The organism is Rhodococcus sp. HNM0563 (assembly GCF_012726195.1).
Classification (GTDB): domain Bacteria; phylum Actinomycetota; class Actinomycetes; order Mycobacteriales; family Mycobacteriaceae; genus Rhodococcus.
The window spans coordinates 198231-220681 of the sequence record NZ_JAASAF010000009.1 but is presented as its reverse complement, the minus strand read 5'-3'; the positions used below and the strand labels follow the sequence as shown (position 1 = coordinate 220681).

Sequence of the window (22451 nt, the reverse complement as noted above, 5' to 3'; positions counted from 1 at the left end):
TATGGAGGGGTGACGTCCCAGCCCAGCCGCCCGCACCGCGTGGCCGTGATATCGGTCCACACCTCGCCGCTGGCCCAGCCCGGCACAGGCGACGCCGGTGGCATGAACGTGTACGTCCTGCAGACCGCAATCCAACTGGCGCGTCGCGGCGTGGAAGTGGAGATATTCACCCGCGCGACGTCGTCGGCCGATCCGGCCGTGCAGCATGCCGCTCCTGGCGTTCTGGTACGCAATATCGAGGCAGGACCGTTCGAAGGCCTGGACAAGCACGATCTGCCCACGCAGTTGTGTGCTTTCGCGGCAGGCGTCCTGCGGGAGGAAGCCCGGCACCCCCAGGGTTATTACGACCTGGTGCACTCGCATTACTGGCTGTCGGGCCAGGTCGGGTGGCTTGCCCGCGATCGCTGGGGAGTGCCGCTGGTCCACACCGCACACACGTTGGCGGCGGTGAAGAACGCCTCCCTGGCCGCAGGCGACAAGCCGGAATCCGCAGCGCGCCAGATCGGGGAACAGCAGGTCGTCGCCGAATCGGACCGGATGGTCGCGAACACCACCGATGAGGCCGCCGCGCTCGAACGCATCTACGGTGCTGATCGGTCGCGGATCGACGTCGTCGCGCCGGGAGCGGACTTGTCGCGTTACCGTCCGGGCGACCGGGATGTTGCGCGGGCCGAACTCGGGCTCGATCCTCGAGAGACGATCGTGACGTTCGTCGGCCGGATCCAGCCGCTCAAGGCTCCCGATGTGCTGCTGCGCGCTGCGGCGCAGGCGATCGCGGATGCGCCCGACATTCCGTTGCGAGTGCTCGTTGTCGGCGGACCGTCGGGAAGCGGGCTCGAACGACCGGATTCACTGATCGAGCTCGCCCGTGATCTCGGGATCGCCGCGCAGGTGACATTCATGCCTCCCCAGCCGTCCGAACGTCTCGCCCAGGTATACCGGGCCTCGGATCTCGTTGCTGTGCCGAGCTATTCGGAATCGTTCGGGCTCGTGGCGATCGAAGCGCAGGCCTGCGGGACCCCGGTCATCGCGGCCGATGTAGGCGGACTCGGTGTCGCGGTGCGAGGTGGTGAGACCGGTGTGCTCGTGGGCGGACATCGCATCGACGACTGGGCGGCCGCGCTGGGGTCGCTCGTTTCCGACCCGGGCAGGCTCGCCGCATATGCGGCGGCCGCGCCGAAGCACGCCGAGAACTTCTCGTGGGAACACACTGCGGAGGGCCTGCTCGAGAGCTACCGGCGCGCAGGTATGCGTCGGAACCGGGTGCCCGGTTCGACCGAGTATTCGTTGCGCAGGCAGCGGGGATTGTGGAAGTTGCGTCGTACGAGCGGAGTGAAGGCGTGAGTGAACGGCTGAGCGAACTGATCGAGGCGACACTGCGCGATCGGGAGCTGGAGTTCTCGACGAAGGAGGGCGGCCATTTCGTGGTCGAACTGCCCGGTGAGAACAAGCTGAAGACCACCACACTGCTGACCGTCGGAACGCACGGTCTCCGCGTCGAGGCGTTCGTGTGCCGCAAGCCCGACGAGAACTTCGAGGGTGTCTACAAATATCTGCTGCGGCGCAATCGCCGGTTGTACGGGGTGGCGTACACCCTCGACAAGATCGGCGACATCTATCTCGTCGGCAGGTTCTCGGAGGGATCCGTCACTGCGGAGGAACTCGACGCAGTGCTCGGTCAGGTCCTCGAGGCCGCCGACTACGATTTCAACATCATTCTCGGGATCGGCTTCCTCACGTCGATCAAGCGAGAATGGGAGTGGCGCGTCTCCCGCGGTGAATCTCTGCGCAATCTCGAACCGTTCCGGCACCTCATCGAGCAGGAGACCGGGACGGATTTCGAACCGCCGAGTAGTACCGGCAAATAACGTCACACTTCGGATTCGACGCGATTCGGACGCATTTGTATTGTCCGATTCGAGAGGTCTGTACAGGATTATTTTGTGACGGTCCCCACATAATGATCGTGTAATTCCGTGTCGGATGTCAGTTGGTTCCATTTGCTCACCTGGTGAAACCCTTGTTGATCAAGGATTTTTCTGCACGAATGTGCCAATAAACCGGTCCGTGACCTTTTCGTGATTGGCGTTTAACGTTGTTATCGACCGACAACGAACCGGTCGTTACACCGGACCCGCAGCCGCTGAATCTGCCCCGCGGGAAAACCGGATCAATACATACCCGAGGGGCAGTGCGAGACAAATCGGGCCGCCGACAATCCGGCGATCGATATCCGACCGACATTCGGTCCCGGGTCCCGCAAAAAGCAGCCGAGAGGATTCACCAGACATGGCACAGTTCAACATCAAGCGCACCCTGGGCACCGTCGCAACCGCGGCTGCCCTCGTCGTCACCCCCTTCGCCCTGGGAACCGGCACCGCGAGCGCAGCGTCCGGCAATTGGGATGCCGTCGCTCAGTGCGAGAGCGGCGGAAACTGGGCCATCAACACCGGTAACGGCTACTACGGTGGTCTCCAGTTCAGCCAGAGCACCTGGGAGGCATACGGCGGCAGCGGTGTTGCCAGCAACGCGTCGAAGGCCGAGCAGATCCGCGTTGCCGAGAACGTTCTCGCAGGCCAGGGCGCCGGTGCGTGGCCGGTCTGTGGTCAGTACCTCTGATCCGATCGCCTCTGAGCTGGTCGCTCCAGCAGATTTGTGGCCTGTCCCGCGCGTACCCCGTACGCGCGGGACAGTGCTGTCGAGGGGTGCTGGAGGCTGTCGAGGGGCCGCGCGGCATGCTCACGCAAGCAGATGTGGCAGTCCGGAGCGATAGCGATCGGCGTCGATCTGTCTCAGCGGCTGCAGTTCGGGCGGCTCGTGCAGCGTGAACATCGCAGGCGGCGGCGCAGGGGAGTCGGCGGCATCGAGCAGAGCGCCGACTGCGGCACGGGCGGATTCGTTCGCAGACTCCATGGTTGCCAGGTCGATGTCGGTCCGCACGTAGTCGCCCGCCAGGAACAGATTCGGGATCGCAGTACGGGCATCGGGCCGATTCGCGTGTGATCCCACCGTATTGATCAGCAGCGGGGTGTCGTTGGTATTGCGGCCTTCCGCCGCATTCCAGCGCACGCCGGGATCGATGAACCACGACACGAGATCCTCGTCGCGAAGATTCTGTTCGCCGGTGTCGTCGAGACACATCTTCATCTGCGCCCAGGTCTCGCGAGCGATCTCCTCGCCCGTGCATTCTTTCGCGGTCTTGCCGTAGAGAATTCCGGGGGTGTCCCAATCGGAGATGTCGACCGAGAGGCAGTCGACCGCGCTGCCGTCGCCGTACCGGTCGGCGAACGATCCACGCCAGAACTGTGCTTGGCTGATCGACGTGAGCGCCCACGGCGTCCCGAGGTAGGCGACGTGTCCGGCGGCGATCGGAGTGGGCCTTCGCATGAAGTACTGGATTCCGACCATCCAATCGGTGGTCAGGTGCTGCATGAGTTCCAAACGTGGTTCGGCATCGAGCATCTCGTGTGACCACAGCGGAACGGCGCGTTCGACGGGCATCGCGGCGACGAACCAGTCGGCGTCGACCTGTGCGCGACTTCCCGCGGTGTCGACGACGCGGGCGCCGGTGATCTTCCCGCCCGACATGTCGAACCCTTCTGCTGCCCAGCCCATTTCGAACCTGACACCGAGGTCTCGCAACAGCTGGGCCCACGGGTCGATCCACGCTTCGTTCGTCGGTGCCGACAGGAGGCGATCGAGGTGTCCGTAGGTCGGCACGACACCCATCGCATTCCAGACGAAGGCCTGCCCCATGATGCCGATGGTGCGGGTGGAGACCCTGTCCGGACGCGCGGCCACGAGCTGCCGGGTCAATGCAGATACCAGAATGTCGTGATAGCCCTTCGACTTCCCCTCGGCTTCGAGTGTCTGCGACCACGTCTGATGTTCCCATTCGTGATCGCGGCGCTCGATACTGCTGGTCAAGAACATCGTGAGCTTCCGGAGGAAGACGGACAGTTCGTGCGGTGGGATGGCGCCGCCGAGTGAGAATGCGGCGGCAAGTGAACGCTGCAGCGACTCGGCGTCGTACACATCGAGCCGGTCGATGGCGCTCGGTGCCGTCAGATCCGGTCCTCCTGGGATCGACATGCGGAACGCCGGGCCCGCAACCAGATTGTCGAAGACTCCGTTCGGGTTGTGCGGAAAGGGGATTCGGCGCATCGTGTCGGGAATGTGCTGGTAGAAACCGGGAAAGAAGCGGAATCCGTGTTCGCCGGGAAGATCGAGACGCCCGCCTGCTGCGGTGCCCGGAGACGGCATGCTGCGGGCCTTGCCGCCGAGAGCGGTCGGTTCGAACACCGTCACCTCGAATCCGCGCTCGATGAGTTCGTGGGCTGCTGCGAGCCCGGCCATCCCGCCGCCGAGGACGGCGACACGGCGTCCGGTCGAACGGAGGGCGGGGGAGCGCGGTGCGATCCCGGCGTGTGGCCGGCTGTCGGCGATCCCGGGCAAGGCGGCCGCAGCGCCGAGTGCGCCGAATGCGGTCAGGACGGTGCGGCGGGTCATGCGGAATTCGGTCAACTGGATACCCCCGGTTCGCGGTGGCGCCTGTCGGGCGGCGCCCGACAGGTATGGCAACGCGCGTTGTCAGATATAGCGGACATTCGACGCGCCCGTGGAGGAATCGCCCACGCGATCGTGTCAGGATTGGAGCCATGAGTATCGGAACACTTGTTCTGCTCCGCCACGGCGAGAGCGAATGGAACGCGATGAACCTGTTCACCGGCTGGGTGGACGTGCACCTCACCGACAAGGGCGTGGCCGAGGGCAAGCGTGCAGGCGCCCTGCTCGCAGAGCAGAACGTCCTCCCCGACGTTCTCTACACCTCGCTGCTGCGTCGTGCGATCAGCACCGCGAACTTCGCTCTCGATGCTGCGGACCGCCACTGGATCCCGGTGGTGCGCGACTGGCGACTCAACGAACGTCACTACGGCGCCCTGCAGGGCAAGAACAAGGCCGAGATCAAGAGTGAGTTCGGTGAGGAGCAGTTCATGCTCTGGCGCCGCAGCTACGACACTCCTCCGCCTGCGATCGAGCCCGGTTCGAAGTACAGCCAGGACCAGGATCCGCGCTACGCAGGCGTCGACGAGGTGCCGCTGACCGAGTGCCTGCAGGACGTCGTCACCCGGCTGATCCCGTATTGGGAAGAGACCATCTCGAAGGACCTGCTGGCGGGTAGGACGGTGCTGGTCACCGCGCACGGAAACTCGCTGCGGGCCCTGGTCAAGCATCTCGACGGAATCTCCGACGACGACATCGCCGGGCTGAACATCCCGACCGGTATCCCGCTGCGTTACGACCTCGACGAGAATCTGCGTCCGCTCAATCCCGGCGGAACCTACCTCGACCCCGAGGCTGCCGCGGCGGGCGCTGCTGCGGTCGCGAACCAGGGTGCGAAATAGGTGTGAACAGGCAAACCGGACCCCGCGTGACTCTCCGTCGCGCGGGGTCCGGCAAACTTCGGGTGAACACCGGACCAACCGTTGAAAAATGGCTTGTGACGTGCAGTGAGTGTTGACGACCCCCTGTGGCTGCACGGACAGGTGTCATTACGATTCGAATCGTGAATGTTCTGCAGATCGTCCTGGTGGCCGTTGTCGCCGCAATCCTGGGCGCACTGCTCGCCGCCTCAGTGATGTGGTCGCGCCGACGTAGCGACCGAGGCAGCGACGACGAACTCACGATGGCGACCGTGCTGGACCGCGTCGTATACGGCGCCTCCACCGGTATCGCAGTCGTCGACAAGTTCCACGACGTCATTCTCTACAACCCGCGCGCCGAGGAACTCGGCCTGGTGAGCCGACGGCTCCTCGATGAACGCGCATGGATCGCCGCAGGCCGGGTCCTCGATGACGGGACGACTGTCGAAATCGACCTCAGCCGGAAGAGCCCGCACGGACGCGACCGTGTCGCGGTGCGTTGCGTCGCCAGAAAGCTGCTCGACGACGATCCGCGTTTCGTGGTGCTCTACGCATACGACGACTCCGAGCAGGTCCGGATGGAAGCCACCCGCCGGGATTTCGTTGCCAACGTCAGCCACGAACTCAAGACTCCGGTGGGCGCGATGGCGTTGCTGGCCGAGGCCCTGCTCGAGTCCGTCGACGACCCGGAGAGCGTGCGCCACTTCGGGCAGCGGGTCCAGAGCGAAGCGACCCGGCTCGGCAACATGGTCACCGAGTTGATCGCGTTGTCGCGGTTGCAGGGCGCCGAGAAGCTCCCGGACCTCGAGGAGGTCGATGTCGACACGGTGATCGACGACGCCCTCGACCGCACCCGGCTCACCGCCGAGAACGCGAACATCGAGATCAACACCGACCGTCCGAACGGATATCAGATGCTCGGCGATCATCTCCTGTTGGTGACGGCGCTGACCAACCTGATAGAGAACGCGATCGCCTATTCCCCGCCGGGCAGTCCGGTGACGGTGAGCAGATCGCTGCGCGACGGCTGTGTCGCGATCGCGGTAACCGATCGGGGGATCGGGATCGAGCGTCAGGACCAGGAGCGCGTCTTCGAGCGCTTCTTCCGCGTCGACAAAGCGCGGTCGCGGGCAACGGGTGGTACCGGCCTCGGTCTGGCGATCGTCAAGCACGTCGCGGCGAATCACCACGGCGACATCGTGCTGTGGAGCAAGCCGGGAACAGGCTCGACATTCACACTGCTCATCCCCGCCCATTTCGAGAAGGGCGACGACGAGCCCGCCGCAACGCGGCACGATACGACGGTCGGGCAATGAGTCCGATCGGATCCGCACCCGGAATCGGGTGGCATACGACAGAGAATCAACGGAGGACGCAACGGTGACGCGTGTGCTGATCGTGGAAGACGAGGAGTCGCTGGCGGATCCGCTCGCATTCCTGCTGCGCAAGGAGGGGTTCGAGACGACGATTGCGGGGGACGGGCCCACAGCGCTGGCAGAGTTCGACCGGGGTGGGGCGGACATCGTCCTGCTCGACCTGATGCTCCCGGGCATGAGCGGTACCGATGTGTGCAAGCAGCTGAGGAGCCGTTCAGGCGTGCCGGTCATCATGGTGACCGCGCGTGACAGCGAAATCGACAAGGTCGTGGGACTCGAACTCGGCGCCGACGATTACGTGACCAAGCCGTACTCGGCGCGGGAGCTCATCGCCCGGATCCGTGCGGTATTGCGGCGAGGCGCCGACCCGGACGTCGAGATCGGGCAGGATGACGCGGTGCTTGCCGCCGGTCCGGTGCGCATGGACGTCGACCGGCACGTCGTGCAGGTCAACGGCGAGGACGTGGCCCTGCCTCTGAAGGAATTCGATCTGCTCGAGTACCTGCTGCGCAACTCGGGGCGCGTTCTGACTCGTGGGCAGCTCATCGACCGAGTCTGGGGGGCCGATTACGTCGGCGATACGAAAACCCTCGATGTCCACGTCAAGCGGTTACGTTCGAAGATCGAGACCGATCCCGCGAAGCCGCAGCATCTGGTGACCGTGCGGGGGCTGGGTTACAAGCTGGAGGGCTGATACAAGCCGGAGGATGGACGCCCGAGGCGCCCGGCGCGTGGTTTCGGTAACCGGAGCCATCGAAACCACGCGCGGGTTCAGCGGTGCTCGGCGGCCGCGGTGGCCGGATGGATCGCGATCAGTCCGAGACCCTCGCGGCGCTTGCACAGCCGGGCGAGTTCGTCGTAGGCCGGTTTCCCGATCAGTTCCCGGAGTTCGGGTGCGTACGACTGCCACACCGGCTTCGCACCGACATGTGCATCGGGCGAGCCGGAGCAGTACCAGTCCAGATCGTGGCCGCCCTCACCCCAGCCTCGCCGGTCGAATTCGGTGATCGCGGTGCGCAGAATCTCGGTGCCGTCCGGTCGTTCGACCCAGTCCTGGGTCCGGCGGATGGGAAGTTGCCAGCACACGTCCGGCTTCATCTCGAGCGGTTCGATTCCGCGGCGCAACGCCATCTTGTGCAGCGCGCAGCCCACGCCGCCTGCGAAGCCCGGACGGTTGAGGAAGATGCACGCGCCCTTGTGGCGGCGGGTGCGAAGCGCGGGCTCGTCCTCGAGTTCGTCCTCCTCGAGATAGCCCTTCTTCCCGAGGCCCTTCTCCATGAATTGCCAGTCGTCGGGAGTGAGATGCTTCACGGCTCCGGCCAGCTTCTTCCGGTCGTCGCTGTCGGTCAGGAACGCGCCGTGCGAGCAGCATCCGTCGTCGGGTCGCTCGGCGATGATGCCTTGGCATGCGGGCGTCCCGAACACGCAACTCCACCGGGAGAGCAGCCAAGTCATGTCTGCAGCGATTATGTGTTCGTCATTGTCGGGGTCGGTGAACTCGACCCATTCGCGTGGAAAGTCGAGGGGAACTTCTGGGGCCGGAACGAGCTTGGGCCGAGTTCCGGACGTACCTGCTGTCACAACTCCTGACGGTAGACCCAGTACCGTATCAATGTGCGCCTAGGGGTACTCGACGTCGGAAGCAACACCGTTCATCTGCTGGTGGTGGACGCCCATCGTGGCGGCCATCCCACACCCATGAGCTCGACCAAGGCAACGCTGCGGTTGTCCGAGAACATCGACGACGACGGGAACCTGACGGTCTCCGGTGCCGATCGGCTCGTGGAGACGGCAGAGGAGTTCGCAGGCATCGCCGCAACCTCCGGCTGCGGCGAACTCATGGCGTTCGCCACCTCGGCGGTCCGCGACGCCGGAAATTCGGAGGAGGTTCTGGCCCGGGTTCGGAACGAGGCCGGGGTGAACCTCGATGTGCTGTCCGGTGTCGACGAGGCCCGATTGACGTTCCTTGCGGTGCGCCGCTGGTACGGATGGAGTGCCGGTCGCATTCTCAATCTGGATATCGGTGGCGGCTCGCTCGAGCTGACCTTCGGTGGTGACGAGGATCCCGACGTGGCGTACTCGCTGCAATTGGGTGCCGGACGCCTGACCCGGGACTGGTTCCGGGACGATCCTCCCGGCAAGCGTCGCATTGCGGCGTTACGCGACTGGCTCGATGCCGAACTCGCGGGGCCGACGAAGCATCTGCGTAGTGCAGGCGACCCCGATCTTTGCGTCGCGACTTCCAAGACTTTCCGTACACTGGCACGGTTGACGGGTGCAGCACCCTCGTCGGCGGGTATTCGTGTCCGACGAACGTTGACGGCGAGCGGTCTGCGGCAACTGATCGCGTTCATCTCGCGGATGACCACCTCGGACCGCGCGGAGCTCGAAGGCGTGAGCTCGGACCGGTCCCAGCAACTCGTCGCAGGTGCACTGGTGGCCGAAGCAAGTATGCGGGCGCTCGGGGTGGAGACCTTGGAGATCTGCCCGTGGGCGTTGCGTGAGGGTTTGATTCTTCGGAAGCTCGACACTGAGATGGGCGGGGAACTGGTGGTGGCATCCAAGTGACCGACAGCAAGGGCACGGATACCGGACAGATATCGGTAGCGGAACTGCTCGCGCGTAACGGCAAGAAGGTCGGTACGCGCAGCAGCGGCGGTGGCCGTCGCCGCCGCGGCACCTCCGGTGGTATCTCGGTTGCGGAACTGACCGGCGAAATACCGATCACCCGGCCGGCCGCCGAAGCGCAGCCGACCGCGACGCCGGAGTCCGGGCGCGGTTCGGCCGGGGACGATCGCAGTCCACAGGCACCTGCGGTGGCGACCCCCAGGACGCCGAAGGTGGAGCCTGTCGTTCCCGAGACACCGAAGGTCGAGCCGGTCGTGCCCGCTACCCCGAAGGTAGTGGCACCGGAGTTGTCGACCCCGGTGCCACCGTCTGCCAACGAGCTGACGACGATCACCTCGACTGTGGCCGACGCGGAGGCGACGACTGTGACACCCGCTGTTGTCGAGCCGGTCGCTGCCGACCCCGTGGTCCGCACGCCGACGGTCCGCAAACCCGCCGCCGGCAAGACCGAGTTCGGGCAGACCGCCGCGCCGGATCGTCCGGGCACGAACGCGGATGGCGCCAAGGTCGAATCGCCGACCGAGGTCATCCGTCCGGAGGCTCTACCCCGTCGAGCCAGGGCGCACCTGGACAATGTGACCGGGTCCGTCCCTGTGGTCAAGCAGGCATCGCCGTCGCCGCGTGTATCCGAGACCCCCGAGCCTCGACTGCTTTCCGGCCCGGCAAGCGATCTCCAGGGCACCGCCGCGGACAACGAGGACGACGAGACCACGACCATCGGTGTTGCGGAGGACGAGGGCGGCGGCAAGTCGCCTTCCAAGAGCAAGTTCCCGTCGAAGAACAAGGCTGCGCCGAGCAAGCCCTCCGGCAAGGCCGCTTCGGGTAGCGGGGCAGCAGCGAAGGGCACCTCCGGCAAAAGCAAGCCCGACACCGATTCGGACGACGTCGTCGACGGGTCTGGGAGCAGTGCCAAACAGTGGCTGTTGCTCGTCGGCGAGAGTATCGCCGCGATCGTCGTCGGCGGTCTGTTGTTCAAGGGCTTCGAGAAGCTGTGGGACATGATGCCGTGGGTGGCGTTCGGTCTGGCGTTGCTCGTGATCGTCGGCCTCGTGGCACTGGTGCGGGTTCTGCGCCGTACGGACGACATCACCAGCCAGTTGATCGCTGTCGGGGTCGGAGCGTTCGTGGCGTTCGGTCCGCTGTTGTTCCTACTGCCCAACGGATGAGGCTGCGGTCGTGGTGACAGCGCGGCGAATCCCGGTGGGGTTGTCGACGGCTTCGGTGTATCCGGAGAACACCGAGGCGGCGTTCCGGTTCGCCGCCGACCTCGATTACGACGGGGTCGAACTCATGGTCTGGGTGGACCCGGTGAGTCAGGACCCGGGGTCGGTCCTGCGGCTCGTGCGCAAATACGGAGTTCCCGTCCTCGCAGTGCATGCGCCGTGCCTGCTCATCTCTCAGCGGGTCTGGGGTGCGGATCCGGTGGCGAAGCTCGGACGGTCGGTCGAAGCGGCCGAGATCCTCGGTGCATCGACCGTGGTGGTACATCCGCCTTTCCGCTGGCAACGTCGATATGCCGAAGGATTCGTCGATCAGGTGAAGACTCTCGAGCAGGGCAGCCACGTATCTGTGTCTGTCGAGAACATGTACCCGATGCGTGCGGACGTGCTGTTCCGCGACCGGGGTACCGATCGTCTGCGGCGCCGTGGCGGTCCCGGCCCGGCAGTGTCGGCCTACAGTCCGTCGCTCGATCCGACCGACACCGGCTTCGACCACTACACGCTCGACCTGTCGCACACTGCCACTGCGGGGATGGATGCGCTCGCGCTCGCAGCCCGGATGGGGGCGGGGCTCAATCACCTGCACCTCGCAGACGGTCGAGGGTCGTCGATGGACGAACACATGATCCCGGGGGACGGCGAACAGCCCTGCGCGGACGTGTGTAGGCAACTCGCCGGCAGCGACTACGCGGGCCAGGTCGTGCTCGAAGTGAGTACGCAGAGCGCGCGGACCCGGTCCGAGCGGTCGGTGATGCTCGGTCGGGCGCTCTCGTTCGCGCGAGAGCATCTCGACCGCCCCGCGCAGAGCGCGATCGCCCCTGGTCCCGAGCGCCCGCGTGCGGCAGATGTCGTTCGGGTCCCGCATGCGGAGGCAGCGCGGGTTCCGGGTGGCTCCGAGGTGTCAGAGGGCGCCGATCCCGGCGCAGAGAACCGCGACACCTGAGATCACGACACCGACGGTCAGCGACGCGGCGCCGAGCCACACCGAGGCCATCATCCGGCCCGGGCGTGTGGGATCCGTGCCGAGAACCGAGAGGAAGAAGCCGGCCGGAATGAGGATCGCGGAGATCAGCACGGCGATGGACCCTGCCGCTCCCCATCCCGGTGATGCACCCGTGACTCCGGTGGTAACGGCGACCAGGATGCCGAGCGTCACGAGGACTCCGGCGTGCGCGTGGCCCGCGCGGAAGAAGGACTTCTGAAGGTCGTTGACGGGTACGCCGCCGTGTGCGATGCGCAGTAGGAAGGTTCCCCCGAAGGCGATACCTGCAACGGTCAGCAGTGTGACCCCGACGGCGATGACGAGCACGGGGTGCATGGGATGCCCCTCTCTCCATATTGGATACTACAGCTATCCAATATTGGATAGCTGTAGTATCTGATGTCAACAGCAAATCGGAGGTGACATGCGAATCTCGGAATTGGCGGCGCGTAGCGGTGTGCCGCTGGCCACCGTGAAGTACTACCTGCGCGAGGGGCTGCTGATGCCGGGCCACGCAACGAGCGCCACGCAGGCCCGATACGACGACGAGCACGTACGCCGACTCGGTTTGATTCGCGCGCTCGCAGGTCAGGGGCTGCCGCTCGACAAGATCAAGGCAGTGGTGGCGCTCGCTGAGAATCCGGACGAGGATCTGTTCGTCACTCTCGGCAAGGCGGTGATGGCGCTCCCCCCGTATGTCGACAACCCACCCGACGCCGACTATCCCCGCACTCGTGCACTGCTCGAACGGCTCGGGCAGTTGTACGACCCGAAGTTCACTGCGGTCGCCCAACTCGAAGCTGCGCTCGCAGCACTCGACTCGGCCGGTCTGACCATGTCCGATCGACGCATCGACGTCTACGGCGAGCACATCCGCGAGATTGCCGACCTCGACGTCGACCTTCTTCCGACGAGGACTCGGCAGGAAACCGTCGAAGCTGCCGTGCTGGGCACCGCGTTGTACGAACCGGTACTCGCCGCGATGCGGCGTCTCGCGCACCAGCACCGTGCCGCCCGGATCTTCGCCGCGGCGGCAGACACCGACCAGCCAGGCTCCACAGAACCCGCTCGAAACCCGCAGGAGATCCAGTGACCACCGACCATCCGTTCCGTGACCTGACCACACTTACGGCCGCCGGCGAGGGCGCCTGGTCGGCGCACATCGCACCCACCTGGACCATCGGACCCAAGGTGCACGGCGGCTGCCTGCTCGCAGTGAGCGCAGCCGCAGCCCGCCGCGCCGGAATCGAGGCCGGAGCCGACCCCGCCGTCCAACCTCTCGCCGTGAGCGCGTCCTTCGTATCCGCGCCCGACCCGGGCGAGGTCGAGATCACCACCGTGGTCCGGAAGCTGGGTAAGCAGGTCTCCGTCGTGGACGCCACAATCGGACAGGGTGGCCGTGTCGCGGTGCGCGCGAGCATCACGCTCGGCGTGCCCGACGGCGGCGAGCCGCGGCACGCCGTACCGCATCCCGCGACCGAGATGCCCGCTTCGCCGCCCGAGGATGTTGTGGTGGTCACTCCTGACCATCCGATGGGGCAGATCGTGAACCTGTGCGGGTCCGTCGACATCCGTGTCGACGAGTCGACCGCCGGATTCCTCCGCGGTGACCAGGACGGCGATCCACGGATCGCGATGTGGACCAAGCTCCGCCCCGTCGATGAGGCGGACCTCGACACGCTGGCCCTGTTCGCACTCATGGCAGGAGACATCTCGGCGCCCGTGACGATGAATCGCGGCATGTTCGGGTGGGCACCCACCGTGCAGCTGACCGTATATCTGCGCGCGCTTCCCGCGCCGGGCTGGCTGCGCGTGACCAATGAAAGCATCGTGCTCGGGCAGACATGGTTCGAATCGGATCACACCGTGGTCGATTCGTCGGGGGCAGTGGTGGTGCAGTCCCGCCAGCTCGCGATGATTCCGCGCTGACCCGATCCGCCTTCGAAAAAGCGGCGGTCCATCGACCGCGGGACTGCGATGCGTGCCACACAGGGGACCCGTGGCACGCTGTCACCCATGACGAGAATTGCGGTGATCGGTGGCGGCAGAATCGGTGAGGCCCTGATCTCGGGGCTGCTGCAGAACGGCTACGCCACCAAGGACCTCGTGGTGGTCGAGAAACTGCCCGAGCGTGCAGATGAACTGGCGCGTGCGTATGCGATCCGCGTCACCGACGGCACGGCCGACGCGGTCGAGGGCGCCGACGTGATCGTCGTGGCGGTCAAACCCGGCGACGTCGATCCGGTGATCGCCGACGTGGCCTCGGCGGATCTCGACAACGACACCGAGCAGATCGTCGTTTCGCTCGTCGCGGGCGTCACCACCGCCCAGTACGAGAACAAACTCCCCGCAGGTGCTCCCGTCGTCCGAGTGATGCCCAACACCCCGATGCTCGTCGGTCAGGGCGCGAGCGTGCTTGCCGCAGGGCGCCACGTGAAGGGCGAACATCTCGACCTCGTGCGCGAGTTGCTCGGATCGGTGGGCACCGTTTCGGTCGTACCCGAATCGCAGATGGATGCCGTCACCGCGGTCTCGGGTTCCGGCCCCGCGTACTTCTTCCTCGTCGCCGAGGCGATGATCGACGCGGGCGTCGCGCTCGGGCTCAGTCGCGCCGTCGCCACGGATCTCGTGGTGCAGACCATGACCGGCTCCGCGGCAATGCTCGCCCGATCCGGAGAGAACGCGGCGGATCTGCGTGCAGCCGTGACGTCGCCCGGAGGTACGACGGCCGCAGCGATCAGAGAATTCGAGCGGGGCGGGATCCGTACCGCGTTCTACGACGCGCTCGAGGCCGCGCGGCAACGATCGGTGCAGCTAGGCACCCGTTCCGACTAGCCGAACATCGGGTGGACGGGCCGCGCGACACGCCGTACTGGTGTGACAGAAGTGGAATTGGTGGCCGTCATCGTCGCACAGGAACCATTCGTCACGCTAAGCTCGAATGAGCACGTGCGTGTCTGTTCCGCCGGAGGGGAAGCCGGCGGCGCGGACGTGCCGGAGGTGTGTAATGGTTTCAGGAAATACACCGTCGAAGGGTCAACCCCAAGACGGACAGTCGGTCCTCGCAGGTACCCAATTCCTGACGGTCGCCGAAGTGGCGTCGTTGATGAGGGTGTCGAAGATGACCGTGTACAGGCTTGTACACAGCGGTGAACTGCCTGCTGTGCGCGTTGGACGCTCGTTCCGGGTGCACGCAAAGGCGGTTCACGACTATCTCGAGACATCGTATTTCGACGTCGGGTAACCCCGGCTCGGAAGGCTGTGGGAGCACGGAGCGGACCTCGATTTCATCCGGTCGTTCCTGCACCGGTACGATTGCAATTCGTCGTACCGGTCAGCCGGTGTCGTGAGGCGCTGAGCTCGTCACCACGAGGCCCAGCGTCCGACAGAAGAAGGCGTACGTCACCGGCGTGCGCAGGAACGCTATAAGAACGCGAGGGAACCCACATGGGGTCTGTGATCAAGAAGCGCCGCAAGCGCATGTCGAAGAAGAAGCACCGCAAGCTGCTCCGCCGCACTCGCGTGCAGCGTAGGAAACTCGGCAAGTAGGCCGCTGTCGATCATCGGCATGCGAGCTGCCGCCGGTAGCAGTACTGCCTGACGAATGCCCGTCACCCATGGTGGCGGGCATTCGACGTTTCTGCACGGTGAGCAACCGGACGTTTACCCGGGTGTCATGCGATGTTGCCGATGTCACCGTATTGTTGTAGCGCATACCGTCCTGCGGTCGAGGTGGGATCGCCGACGGAGATGTTCTGCAAGCAGGGGGTGCTGTGACTTCACACGGGCGACAGGCCGAGCCGCCAGGTGTCGTATTGGTGACGGGTGCGAGCCGATTCCTCGGTGGCTTCCTCGTCACCCGGCTGGCTCAGAACCCCGACATCGAACGTGTCATCGCGGTCGATACCCAGTCGCCCACCAAAGACATGCACCGACGCATGGGGCGCGCCGAATTCGTCCTCGCCGACATCAGGAATCCACTGATCGGCAAGGTCATCAGAAACATGAACGTCGACACCGTCGTGCACGCCTCAGCGGTCACCAAGGCGCCCAAATCGGGAGCACGCGCCGCGATGAAAGACATGAACGTCATCGGCGCGATGCAACTGTTCGCGGTGTGCCAGAAGGCGCCGTCGGTACGCAAGGTCGTGTTGCGGTCGTCGTCGGTCGTCTACGGCTCGAGCGCCAAGGACCCCGTGAAATTCACGGAGGAGATGAGCGCGCGGCGCCGCCCCACCGGCGCGTTCGCCCGCGACATGATCGAGATCGAGGGTTACCTGCGAGGTCTGGCCCGGCGACGCAGCGACATCGCCACCACGATCCTGCGGCTCGCGCCCACCGTCGGGAACCGCCTGCCCGGTTCGGTCTCGAACTACCTCACCTCACCGCTGGTTCCCAATGTCCTCGGTCGCGACGCACGATTGCAGTTGCTGCACGAGGAGGATGCGCTCGGCGCTCTCGAGTGCGCAACACTGGGCGGTCCGTCCGGTACCTACAACGTGGCAGGCGACGGCATCGTGATGATGACACAGGCCGTCCGACGCGCAGGTGGCCTGACCGTGCCGATGCCCTACGGCCTGTTCCGCAACGTGGGTCACGCTCTTGTGGGATCGGTCATGAAGTCGTTCACGAAGGAAGAACTCGACTACTTCCACTTCGGATGCGGACTCGACACGACACGCATGCGCGAAGAACTCGGATTCGAACCACGCTGGACCACCAAGGAAGCCCTCGACGACTTCGCGCGAGGAATCGGGATGTCCCGCATCGTGAAGTCCGAATGGGTCGACAAGGCCGAATCGATGCTGCTTTCCACTCTTGGGGAGCGGACGGAGGTGCGATGACTCAGGTTGCCAAGGTCATACCGTTGCACGGAGGAAGTCGGCGCACCGCTTCGGGCCGGCCCGCGGAGTCCTTCGACGTGCATCCGTCGCAAGGCGCCCCGGCCGGGGATGCCCCACCGCAGCACACCGTCGTCGACGGATTCCTCGATGATCTGCGCACCGCTCTGATCGGGCACGTGACAGGGGGCGCGGAGTTCCTCAGGCGGCGGATCACAGGTGACTACGAGGTCGACGACTTCGGTTTCGACCCGCATTTCAACGACAACATCCTCATGCCCACGCTGCGTCCACTGTTCGACAAGTGGTTCCGCGTCGAAGTACGGGGGGTGGAGAACATTCCCACCGACGGGCGTGCACTCATCGTCGCGAATCACGCGGGCACTCTGCCCGTCGACGCCCTGATGACCTCCGTCGCCGTGCACGACCGCGCACACCGGCCGCTGCGGATGCTTGCGGCCGATCTCGCCTTCGACATGCCGGTCGTCGGCACCGTGGCGCGTAAAGCGGGGCACACCCTCGCGTGCCATCCCGATGCCGAACGGCTTCTCGAACAAGACCAGGTCGTCGCTGTGTTCCCGGAAGGGTACAAGGGGCTCGGCAAGCCGTTCAAGGAGCGATACAAGCTGCAGCGCTTCGGACGCGGCGGTTTCGTCTCGGCAGCGCTGAAGACACAAGCACCGATCATTCCGTGCTCGATCGTGGGATCCGAGGAGATCTACCCGAACATCGGCAATCTCACCTCGCTTGCACGGTTGGCCGGGTTGCCCTACTTCCCGATCACGCCGCTCTTTCCCGCCCTCGGCCCGCTCGGTGCGGTGCCGTTGCCGTCCAAGTGGTACATCGAATTCGGTACGCCCATTGCGACCGACGTCCACGACGAAGTGGCGGCCGATGATCCGATGGTGTTGTTCGAGGTCACCGACCACGTTCGTGAAGTGATTCAGCAGACGCTCTACAAATTGCTCACTCGCCGCAGGAACGTATTTCTCGGCTGAGGTCAGGCCGGGTCAGGCGGCTCGGTCGCGGCGCCGTCCGAGCGCAATGGCGACCGCGCCGCCGGCCGCGCCGAGGCCGAGAGCCGTCGGCACTCCGACCTTCGCTGCCTTACGTGCCGTGCGGAAGTCGCGTACTTCCCACCCCCGGGTGCGTGCAACCTGCCGCAGATCGGGATCGGGATTGATCGCGACCGCCGTACCCACGAGCGACAACATCGGCACGTCGTTGTGGCTGTCGGAGTACGCAGTGCACCGTTTGAGATTCAGGCCCTCCCGGATCGCGAGGGCACGCACCGCGTGCGCCTTGCCGAGTCCGTGCAGGATGTCGCCGACCAGACGGCCCGTGAACACCCCGTTCTCGGACTCTGCAACGGTTCCCAGGGCGCCGGTCAGGCCGAGGCGTTTGGCGATGACGTCGGCGAGTTCGACCGGGGTGGCCGTGACGAGCCACACTTGTTGGCCCGCGTCGAGATGCATCTGCGCGAGCATGCGGGTGCCCGGCCAGATCTTGTCGGCGATTATGTCGTCGTAGACCTCTTCGCCGAGTCGGCGGAGTTCGGCTGTGGACCTGCCCTGCACGAAGGACAGTGCCTTGTCGCGGCCGCTTGCGACGTCGGCGCTGTTCTCCTTACCCGTGATCCGGAACTTCACCTGTTGCCACGCGAACTCGAAGAGGTCGGTCTTACGGAAGTAGTTGCGCGCAACGAGGCCGCGGGCGAAGTGGATGATCGACGCGCCCTGCACCATCGTGTTGTCGACGTCGAAGAAGGCGGCTGCGGTCAGATCGATCGCGCCGCGTGCGCCGGGCTCGGCTCCCGGCTCGGGCGCTGCTTCCGGTTCTGTCCGGGCACCGTGCAAGGCGAGTGCCGCATCGGCACTCGCTTCGCCGGCGAGGTTCGCGCGGACCTCTTCTTCGCTCGGGCCGAATTTGCGCGACAACCGGCGCCGGCCGGGACGGATGAACCGTGCCCACGCTTCACCCATACCCCGCCCGTATGGCAACAAACGTTCAGGCACTCGCACCTCCAGCGTCGTGACGGTCGTGCCGACCTGTCGTCACACCCCAACGCACGACCCGCCGCAAGCGTAGCCCGTGGTGGACGCGCTATCAGGGTTCGGCGTTCAGGTGCTGCCCGGGTGTGACGTTCGTCTCCGGGGCCCATGCCGCACAGTGGAGGTCATGAGCGATCGACACTCCGGCCCGGCCGGAACCCCTGTATCTGCACACGAGGTGACGCTCCTGATTCGCGCGGGGTGCGGTAGTTGCGGACCTGCGCGCACCGTTCTCGAAGCACTGTGTGCGGACTTCGGGGTGCAGGTCACCTGCATCGATGTCGACGAAGCCGCCGCTGACGACCCCGAATTGCGGGCCGAGTTCGGGGACCGTCTCCCTGTTGTGCTCCTCGACGGCAAGGAGCACAGCTACTGGGAGGTCGACGAGCAGCGATTGCGCGCAGATCTCGCCCGGTGACGCTGTCGCTCCCGGTCGTGACGCAGGTGGGAAGCACATTCGGGGGCCTTCGAGCAACTTTGTGCATGGCTTCACAAGCGGTTACCGTGGTGAGGACGAAATCCCGGATCACCGTGAGGCCGGACGTGTCCACCGGCCGGACGAGGAGCCACGAACGTGACGCAACCGCACCCACCGCAGGGCGACGACGCCCGCGGCAACGCCGGGACCGGCGAGGGTGCCACTCCGAATTCCGATCGTGTCGCGCCTGGCTTTCAGCACCGGGACATCCCCCAGGCTACTGTGACGCGTCTCGCCAACTATCTGCGGGTCCTCGGAAGCCTCTCCGAAGCGGGCACACTCATCGTCTCGAGTGAAGAATTGGCGAGCGCCGCCGGGGTCGGTTCGGCGAAGCTCCGCAAGGACCTCTCGTTCCTCGGCCCCAACGGCGTGCGCGGCGTCGGCTACGACGTCGTTCGCCTGCAGGCACGCATCGAGAATGCGCTCGGGCTCGATCGCGGCCACCACGTCGTTCTCGTAGGAGTGGGCAGTCTCGGGCGCGCTCTCGCCTGCTATCCCGGATTCGATCGTCGCGGCTTCACCCTCGCGGGGCTGTTCGATGCCGACCCGGCTCTGGTGGGGACGACCGTCGGTGGCCTTGTGGTCCGGGGCGTCGACCGGCTCGAATCCGACGCTCACGAGCTGGGCGCCACCATCGGTGTCGTGGCCACACCCGAGGATGCAGCGCAGGACGTCTGCGATGTGCTCGTGCGTTCCGGCGTCCGCAGTGTCCTGAGCTTCGCGCCGATCGAGCTCGAGGTGCCCGATCATGTCGAGGTGCGCCGCGTCGACCTCGCGGTCGAACTGCAGGTGCTCTCGTTCAACAGCGCACGAAACGAACAACTTCTCCGGGTTGCCGGGGAAGCGCACACTGCGAGTGTTCAGCCCGCCCGCGGCCCGCACGGGTCTGCTGTGTCCACGCCGAGTCCGGCTCGGCGATCCAGAACAGGCAAGGCGGGCCCCTTGGGTTCGGCCGTGACCAGAAACGGATCGGTGATTGCACCGTGAGTGTCCTCCTCGTTGGCATTTCGCACCGGAGCGCCCCGGTATCGGTTCTCGAGAAGGTGGCCGTCGCGGACACCGATCGACCCAAGCTGACCGACAAGATGATGGCGTCGGATCACATCTCCGAGGCGATGATCGTCTCGACTTGCAACAGGGTCGAGATCTATGCAGTCGTCGATGCGTTCCACGGTGCGCTCGCCGACGTCAGCGAATTGCTGTCGGAGCACGCCGGACTCACTCTCGCAGACCTGCACAAGCACGCATACGTGCGCTACAGCGAGGCTGCCGCGGAGCATCTCTTCGCGGTGGCCAGCGGCCTCGACTCCATGGTCGTCGGTGAGCAGCAGATTCTCGGACAGATCCGCACCGCCTACGCGACCGCCGATGCGCAGCAGGCTGCAGGGCGTGCATTGCACGAACTCGCTCAGCAGGCGTTGCGAGTCGGTAAGCGTGTGCATTCGGAAACCGGGATCGACGCAGCAGGCGCGTCGGTCGTGTCGGTCGCACTCGACAAGGCCGGTGCGCTGTTCGGCAACGGCGGTCTGCAGGGGCGCACCGCCGCAGTGATCGGTGCAGGCGCAATGGGCGGTCTCGCGGTAGCGCACCTGACCCGTTCGGGCGTTGCCGAGATCATTCTCACGAACCGTACCCGCGACCGCGCCGAACGCCTCGCCGCCACGGCCCGCGGCAACGGCGTCGACGCTCAGGTCGTCGATTTCGGTGATCTTGCCGCTGCCCTTGCCCAGGCCGATGTCGCTGTCACCTGCACCGGAGCGGTCGGCACGGTCGTCACCCTCGCTGACGCCCACCGCGCACTCGCGCAGTCCGAACGCGGTGAACGCCCGCTGGCCATCTGCGATCTCGGGCTTCCCCGCGACGTCGAACCCACGGTGTCGGGGCTCCCCGGCGTGACGGTCTTCGACATGGAGGCACTACAGCGCGACCCCGCTGCGGGTGCTGCCTCCGCCGATGCCGAGGCAGCGCGCGCCATCGTGGCGTCCGAGCTCGCCGGATACCTGACCACACAGCGGCTCGCGGAGGTGACGCCCACTGTCACCGCACTGCGCCAGCGTGCGGCGGAAGTTGTCGAGGGCGAACTCATGCGCCTCGATTCCCGGCTCCCCGATCTCGGGGACGGTCAACGCGACGAGGTCGCGCGCACCGTGCGCCGTGTCGTCGACAAGTTGCTGCACGCACCGACCGTGCGGGTCAAGCAGCTTGCTTCGACGCCGGGGGGCGACCAGTATGCCGAGGCACTGCGGGAGTTGTTCGAGCTGCGACCAGGGGCAGTCGAAGCAGTTGCGACTCCCACGAAGGAACTGGGGTCTCTGACCGACCCGACCACGTCGGCGGATCTGTCCGCCGCACTTGATCCGGTCATCACGACGGAGCTGCGTGCTCCACGAAAGGACGGCAAGGTATGAGCGCCGAAGCCACCCGGATCGACGCATCGCGCGAGCAGCGCACATTGCGCATCGGTACTCGGGGCAGCGTGCTCGCCACCACGCAGGCAGGCACTGTCCGCGACGCCCTGATCGCAGCCGGGCATCCGGCAGAGCTCGTGGTCATCACGACGAAGGGCGATATCACACCCGGGCCTGTGCAGCGCATCGGTGTGGGTGTGTTCACCGCAGAACTCCGCGAGGCCCTGCTGGCCGGCGAAGTGGACGTGGCGGTGCATTCGTACAAGGACCTGCCCACGAAGCAGGATCCGCGCATGGTCGTCGCGGCGGTCCCTCCTCGTGAGGACCCGCGCGATGCCCTGGTTGCTCGCGACGGGCTGGTACTCGGAGAACTGCCCGCCGGGTCGAAGGTAGGCACGTCCGCTCCGCGTCGCCGCGCCCAGCTGGCGGCGATGGGCCTCGGTTTGCAGCTGGAGCCGTTGCGCGGCAACATCGACACCCGCATCGGCAAGGTCGATTCGGGCGAGCTCGACGCGATCGTCATCGCCCGCGCGGGACTGTCACGGATCGGGCGGCTCGACCGGGTCACCGAAGCGCTCGAGCCCGTCCAGATGCTGCCCGCGCCGTCTCAGGGAGCGCTCGCCGTCGAGTGCCGCGCCGAGGACGACGCCCTGATCGGAATCCTCTCCCGGCTCGATGATCCGGCGAGTCGCGCGGCGGTTGTCGCCGAGCGTGCACTGCTCGCCGAGCTCGAAGCAGGGTGCACCGCGCCGGTCGGCGCGATCGCAGAGGTCGTCGAGTCGCTCGACGACGACGGCCGTGTCTTCGAGGAACTGTCCGTACGCGGGTGCGCGGCCGCACACGACGGCTCGGACGTGCTCCGCGCGAGCATCGTCGGTTCACCCGACCGCGCAGAGGAACTCGGAAGGGCACTCGCCCGAGAATTGCTCGACCTCGGCGCGAAAGAACTGATCGTCGACGACGAGCAGTGGGCCGCCGATGATTGACGCTTCCGTTCAGCCCCGAATTTCCCTTACCGCAGATTTGATTGCACTGGAGAACAAC

Annotated in this window: 24 protein-coding genes; 20 read left to right on the top strand and 4 right to left on the bottom strand. The window is 65.8% G+C overall.

Going from position 1 to position 22451, the window contains the following annotated elements:
- The first annotated feature begins 9 nt into the window (after nucleotides 1-9).
- The 3 genes from mshA (at nucleotide 10) to HCA61_RS20630 (ending at nucleotide 2619) form a co-directional block, all read left to right on the top strand.
- A complete protein-coding gene (gene mshA, locus HCA61_RS20640; RefSeq protein ID WP_169690060.1) occupies nucleotides 10-1344 on the top strand; it encodes a D-inositol-3-phosphate glycosyltransferase in 1335 nt (444 codons plus the stop codon).
- A complete protein-coding gene (locus HCA61_RS20635; RefSeq protein WP_169690059.1) occupies nucleotides 1341-1868 on the top strand; it encodes a YbjN domain-containing protein in 528 nt (175 codons plus the stop codon). Before mshA ends, HCA61_RS20635 begins: the two co-directional genes overlap by 4 nt.
- A 421-nt stretch (nucleotides 1869-2289) precedes the next feature.
- The gene (locus HCA61_RS20630; RefSeq protein WP_169690058.1) at nucleotides 2290-2619 is read left to right on the top strand and encodes a transglycosylase family protein; all 330 of its coding nucleotides are present in this window, start codon (nucleotides 2290-2292) and stop codon (nucleotides 2617-2619) included.
- A gap of 120 nt (nucleotides 2620-2739) precedes the next feature.
- On the opposite strand, the gene HCA61_RS20625 is transcribed toward HCA61_RS20630, so the two are convergent.
- On the bottom strand, nucleotides 2740-4509 hold the full coding sequence (locus tag HCA61_RS20625) for an FAD-dependent oxidoreductase (protein WP_169690057.1): 1770 nt from the start codon (nucleotides 4507-4509) through the stop codon (nucleotides 2740-2742).
- A 140-nt stretch (nucleotides 4510-4649) separates the two neighbouring features.
- On the opposite strand from HCA61_RS20625, the gene HCA61_RS20620 reads away from it, so the two are divergent.
- The 3 genes from HCA61_RS20620 (at nucleotide 4650) to HCA61_RS20610 (ending at nucleotide 7493) form a co-directional block, all read left to right on the top strand.
- Nucleotides 4650-5405, top strand: coding sequence for a phosphoglyceromutase (locus HCA61_RS20620; protein WP_247273423.1), 756 nt, complete (start codon nucleotides 4650-4652; stop codon nucleotides 5403-5405).
- Between the two features lie 161 nt (nucleotides 5406-5566).
- Nucleotides 5567-6739: an ATP-binding protein gene (locus HCA61_RS20615; protein WP_169690055.1), complete on the top strand. Its 1173-nt coding sequence runs from the start codon at nucleotides 5567-5569 to the stop codon at nucleotides 6737-6739.
- A 64-nt stretch (nucleotides 6740-6803) separates the two neighbouring features.
- Complete coding sequence (locus HCA61_RS20610) at nucleotides 6804-7493, top strand: response regulator transcription factor (RefSeq protein ID WP_169690054.1); 690 nt, start codon at nucleotides 6804-6806, stop codon at nucleotides 7491-7493.
- Nucleotides 7494-7570: 77 nt separating this feature from the next.
- Here the strand turns inward: HCA61_RS20610 and HCA61_RS20605 are convergent, their stop codons facing one another.
- Nucleotides 7571-8380, bottom strand: a complete 810-nt coding sequence (locus tag HCA61_RS20605; RefSeq protein ID WP_169690053.1) for a hypothetical protein — start codon at nucleotides 8378-8380, stop codon at nucleotides 7571-7573.
- Between the two features lie 33 nt (nucleotides 8381-8413).
- Between HCA61_RS20605 and HCA61_RS20600 the strand changes: the two genes are divergently transcribed.
- From HCA61_RS20600 to HCA61_RS20590, 3 genes are read left to right on the top strand one after another with little or no spacing between them, the layout of a single operon-like run.
- On the top strand, nucleotides 8414-9367 hold the full coding sequence (locus tag HCA61_RS20600; RefSeq protein WP_169690052.1) for a Ppx/GppA phosphatase family protein: 954 nt from the start codon (nucleotides 8414-8416) through the stop codon (nucleotides 9365-9367).
- On the top strand, nucleotides 9364-10593 hold the full coding sequence (locus HCA61_RS20595) for a hypothetical protein (RefSeq protein WP_169690051.1): 1230 nt from the start codon (nucleotides 9364-9366) through the stop codon (nucleotides 10591-10593). Before HCA61_RS20600 ends, HCA61_RS20595 begins: the two co-directional genes overlap by 4 nt.
- Before the next feature lie 10 nt (nucleotides 10594-10603).
- Nucleotides 10604-11590, top strand: coding sequence for a sugar phosphate isomerase/epimerase (locus HCA61_RS20590; protein WP_346777615.1), 987 nt, complete (start codon nucleotides 10604-10606; stop codon nucleotides 11588-11590).
- Here HCA61_RS20590 and HCA61_RS20585 read toward each other — a convergent pair.
- Entirely contained in the window at nucleotides 11549-11965 is a 417-nt protein-coding gene (locus HCA61_RS20585; protein WP_169690050.1) for a hypothetical protein, read from the bottom strand. The genes HCA61_RS20590 and HCA61_RS20585 overlap by 42 nt on opposite strands.
- 88 nt (nucleotides 11966-12053) lie before the next feature.
- Between HCA61_RS20585 and HCA61_RS20580 the strand changes: the two genes are divergently transcribed.
- The 7 genes from HCA61_RS20580 (at nucleotide 12054) to HCA61_RS20550 (ending at nucleotide 17468) form a co-directional block, all read left to right on the top strand.
- Nucleotides 12054-12722: a MerR family transcriptional regulator gene (locus HCA61_RS20580; protein ID WP_169690049.1), complete on the top strand. Its 669-nt coding sequence runs from the start codon at nucleotides 12054-12056 to the stop codon at nucleotides 12720-12722.
- A complete protein-coding gene (locus HCA61_RS20575; protein ID WP_169690048.1) occupies nucleotides 12719-13558 on the top strand; it encodes a thioesterase family protein in 840 nt (279 codons plus the stop codon). Before HCA61_RS20580 ends, HCA61_RS20575 begins: the two co-directional genes overlap by 4 nt.
- An 87-nt stretch (nucleotides 13559-13645) precedes the next feature.
- On the top strand, nucleotides 13646-14464 hold the full coding sequence (proC, locus tag HCA61_RS20570; protein ID WP_169690047.1) for a pyrroline-5-carboxylate reductase: 819 nt from the start codon (nucleotides 13646-13648) through the stop codon (nucleotides 14462-14464).
- 172 nt (nucleotides 14465-14636) lie between these two features.
- Nucleotides 14637-14873 (top strand): helix-turn-helix domain-containing protein, encoded by a 237-nt coding sequence (locus HCA61_RS20565; protein ID WP_054719598.1) that lies wholly within the window; start codon nucleotides 14637-14639, stop codon nucleotides 14871-14873.
- A 203-nt stretch (nucleotides 14874-15076) separates the two neighbouring features.
- Nucleotides 15077-15178: an AURKAIP1/COX24 domain-containing protein gene (locus HCA61_RS20560; protein WP_003402602.1), complete on the top strand. Its 102-nt coding sequence runs from the start codon at nucleotides 15077-15079 to the stop codon at nucleotides 15176-15178.
- 224 nt (nucleotides 15179-15402) lie between these two features.
- A complete protein-coding gene (locus HCA61_RS20555) occupies nucleotides 15403-16473 on the top strand; it encodes an NAD-dependent epimerase/dehydratase family protein (RefSeq protein ID WP_169690046.1) in 1071 nt (356 codons plus the stop codon).
- Complete coding sequence (locus HCA61_RS20550; protein ID WP_169690045.1) at nucleotides 16470-17468, top strand: lysophospholipid acyltransferase family protein; 999 nt, start codon at nucleotides 16470-16472, stop codon at nucleotides 17466-17468. The genes HCA61_RS20555 and HCA61_RS20550 overlap by 4 nt, the downstream gene beginning before the upstream one ends.
- 12 nt (nucleotides 17469-17480) lie before the next feature.
- On the opposite strand, the gene HCA61_RS20545 is transcribed toward HCA61_RS20550, so the two are convergent.
- Nucleotides 17481-18452, bottom strand: coding sequence for an HAD-IB family hydrolase (locus HCA61_RS20545; RefSeq protein WP_169690044.1), 972 nt, complete (start codon nucleotides 18450-18452; stop codon nucleotides 17481-17483).
- A gap of 196 nt (nucleotides 18453-18648) precedes the next feature.
- Between HCA61_RS20545 and HCA61_RS20540 the strand changes: the two genes are divergently transcribed.
- From HCA61_RS20540 to hemC, 4 genes are all read left to right on the top strand, one after another.
- A complete protein-coding gene (locus HCA61_RS20540; RefSeq protein WP_169690043.1) occupies nucleotides 18649-18939 on the top strand; it encodes a glutaredoxin family protein in 291 nt (96 codons plus the stop codon).
- A gap of 156 nt (nucleotides 18940-19095) precedes the next feature.
- Complete coding sequence (locus HCA61_RS20535) at nucleotides 19096-19986, top strand: redox-sensing transcriptional repressor Rex (protein ID WP_169690042.1); 891 nt, start codon at nucleotides 19096-19098, stop codon at nucleotides 19984-19986.
- Entirely contained in the window at nucleotides 19983-21407 is a 1425-nt protein-coding gene (locus HCA61_RS20530) for a glutamyl-tRNA reductase (protein ID WP_169690041.1), read from the top strand. The genes HCA61_RS20535 and HCA61_RS20530 overlap by 4 nt, the downstream gene beginning before the upstream one ends.
- Nucleotides 21404-22393, top strand: a complete 990-nt coding sequence (hemC, locus tag HCA61_RS20525; RefSeq protein WP_169690040.1) for a hydroxymethylbilane synthase — start codon at nucleotides 21404-21406, stop codon at nucleotides 22391-22393. The genes HCA61_RS20530 and hemC overlap by 4 nt, the downstream gene beginning before the upstream one ends.
- Nucleotides 22394-22451 lie beyond the last annotated feature (58 nt).